Here is a 2,513-nt window from a genome sequence, read left to right as displayed (position 1 = left end):
AGGGATATGCGCAGCGCGAAACGAGAAGGAAGCTGCGGAACCGCGAGCACCGGAGACCGACGGGACCGTCACACGGCCGAGCGTGACCATTCCTATAATCTGGAGTAGATTCAGGCGCGTATCTCGGGGAAACGTCCACATGGCTTCACAAATGCATACGCCCATCCTGGCGGGTCTCACCGGCATGGCGCGGCGGCTGGTCACGGAGAACGTGCTACCGGAAGCCGACGTGCGCAAAGCCGTGCAGGACGCAGCCGAGAAGCGCGTCTCCCTGTCCGCCTGGCTGGTCGACCACAACCTGGTCGAAAGCGCCAAGCTGTCCCAGGTGGCCTCCGCCGAATTCGGCATGCCCCTGATGGACATCGCCGGCATGGCGGCGGCGAACATGCCGCTGGACCTGGTCACGGAAGCGCTGATCACCAAGCACCAGGCCCTGCCCCTCTTCAAGCGCGGCAAGCGCCTGTTCGTCGGCATTGCCGACCCGATGCAGTCGCATGCGCTGGACGAGATCAAGTTCCACTCGAACCACATGGTCGAGCCGGTGCTGGTCGAACGCGGGCAGTTGCGCCGGGTGATCGATACCGCGCTTTCCGCCATGAATGCCAGCGTGCCGGGCTTCGAAGACAACGGCCTGGAAGACCTTGCCCTCGAGGGTGGCGACGAGGACGGCGACGGCACGACGGGTATCGACGCCAATGCCAACGACGATGCCCCCGTCGTCAAGTTCGTGAACAAGATCCTGGTGGACGCCATCAAGCGCGGCGCCTCCGATATCCACTTCGAGCCGTTCGAAACGGTTTATCGCGTGCGCCTGCGCATGGACGGCATTCTGCGTGTCGTCGCCTCGGCACCCATTAAGCTGGGCAACCGCATCGCCTCGCGCATCAAGGTGATGAGCGGCCTGGACATCGCGGAACGCCGCGTACCGCAGGACGGCCGCATCAAGCTCAACCTGACCAAGACCCGCGCCATCGACTTCCGCGTCAGCACCCTGCCCACGCTGTTTGGCGAGAAGATCGTGCTGCGTATCCTGGACGGCTCCTCGGCCAAGCTAGGCATCGACAAGCTCGGCTACGAAGAGCACCAGAAAAAACTCTACCTCGACGCCATCGAGAAACCCTACGGCATGGTGCTCGTCACCGGTCCCACCGGCTCGGGCAAGACGGTGTCGCTGTATACGGCCCTCAATATCCTGAATACCGAAGGGCGCAACATTTCCACGGTGGAAGATCCGGTCGAAATCCGCGTGGAGGGCATCAACCAGGTCCAGCAGAACACCAAGCGCGGCATGACCTTCGCGGCGGCCCTGCGCTCGTTCCTGCGCCAGGATCCGGACGTGATCATGGTCGGCGAAATCCGCGACCTGGAAACCGCCGAGATCGCCGTCAAGGCAGCGCAGACCGGCCACATGGTGCTGTCCACCCTGCACACGAACGACGCCCCCCAGACCATCTCGCGCCTGATGAACATGGGCATCGCGCCCTACAACATCACCTCGTCGGTCACCCTGATCATCGCCCAGCGCCTGGCGCGGCGACTGCACGAGTGCAAGCGGCCGATCCAGCTGCCACCTGCCGCCCTGTTGGCCGAAGGTTTTACCCAGGAAGAAATCGACCAGGGCATCACCATCTACGAGGCCGTCGGGTGCGACAGCTGCAACGAGGGATACAAGGGCCGCGTCGGCATCTACCAGGTCATGCCGATGGTCGAGGACATCCAGAAGATCGTCCTCGAGGGAGGCAACGCCATGCAGATCGCGGAGGTGGCGAAAAAGGCCGGCATCAACGACCTGCGAGCCTCCGCCCTGCTGAAAGTCCGGAACGGCGTCACCAGCCTGGCCGAGATCAACCGCGTCACCAAGGACTGACGGCCCCCGGCGGCGCCCACGGCATGTGAAGATGTGCGCCAGACGGCAGAAAGGCACCTGCCTACCGTTCAAACTAGAATAAGAACAGAGGCCGCCCCCGGAGGGGCGGCCTGCTGAAGCATCAACCCGGGGGGAACACCGCGCCATGGCTACCGCCACCGCCACAAAGAACGCGCGCGCCATTGGCGTAGCGCGCTCCGAAGTCAACAAGCTGGTCATGTACGACTGGGTCGCCCTCGACAAGCGCGGCAAGCGCATGAAGGGCGAGATGCAGGCGAAGAATGCCGCGCTGGTAAAGGCGGAACTGCGCCGCCAGGGCATGAACCCGCAAACCGTGCGCGAGAAGGCGAAGCCGCTGTTCGGGGCCTCGGGCAGCACGGTCAAGCCTCGCGACGTCGCCATCTTCAGCCGCCAGATCGCCACCATGATGGCATCCGGCGTGCCGATGGTGCAGGCCTTCGACATCATCGCGAACGGACAGAAGAACGTTCGCTTCAAGAACATGCTGATCGACGTGAAGAGCGCCATCGAAGGTGGCGCCTCGCTGCACGAGGCACTCGCGCAATATCCGGTGCAGTTCGACGAGCTCTATCGCAACCTCGTGCACGCGGGCGAGTCGGCGGGTGTGCTCGACACGGTCCTCGAT

General features: G+C 63.8%; 2 protein-coding genes. Both read left to right on the top strand.

The features are described from left to right. Window positions 1-139: 139 nt before the first annotated feature. A complete protein-coding gene (gene pilB, locus ACPYOD_RS19060) occupies window positions 140-1,867 on the top strand; it encodes a type IV-A pilus assembly ATPase PilB (protein ID WP_481303259.1) in 1,728 nt (575 codons plus the stop codon). Window positions 1,868-2,012: 145 nt separating this feature from the next. Continuing rightward, window positions 2,013-2,513: type II secretion system F family protein (locus ACPYOD_RS19055; protein ID WP_481303258.1), on the top strand; the 501-nt coding region annotated here is incomplete at its 3' end.

The sequence above is a fragment of the Luteibacter sp. HAY1-4A genome (assembly GCF_056755355.1).
This window is presented reverse-complemented; position numbering and strand designations above follow the sequence as displayed.

What these genes read in the sequence shown, in the direction of transcription:
- pilB (WP_481303259.1), top strand. Translation starts at nt 140, where the DNA reads ATGGCTTCACAAATGCATACGCCCATCCTGGCGGGTCTCACCGGCATG.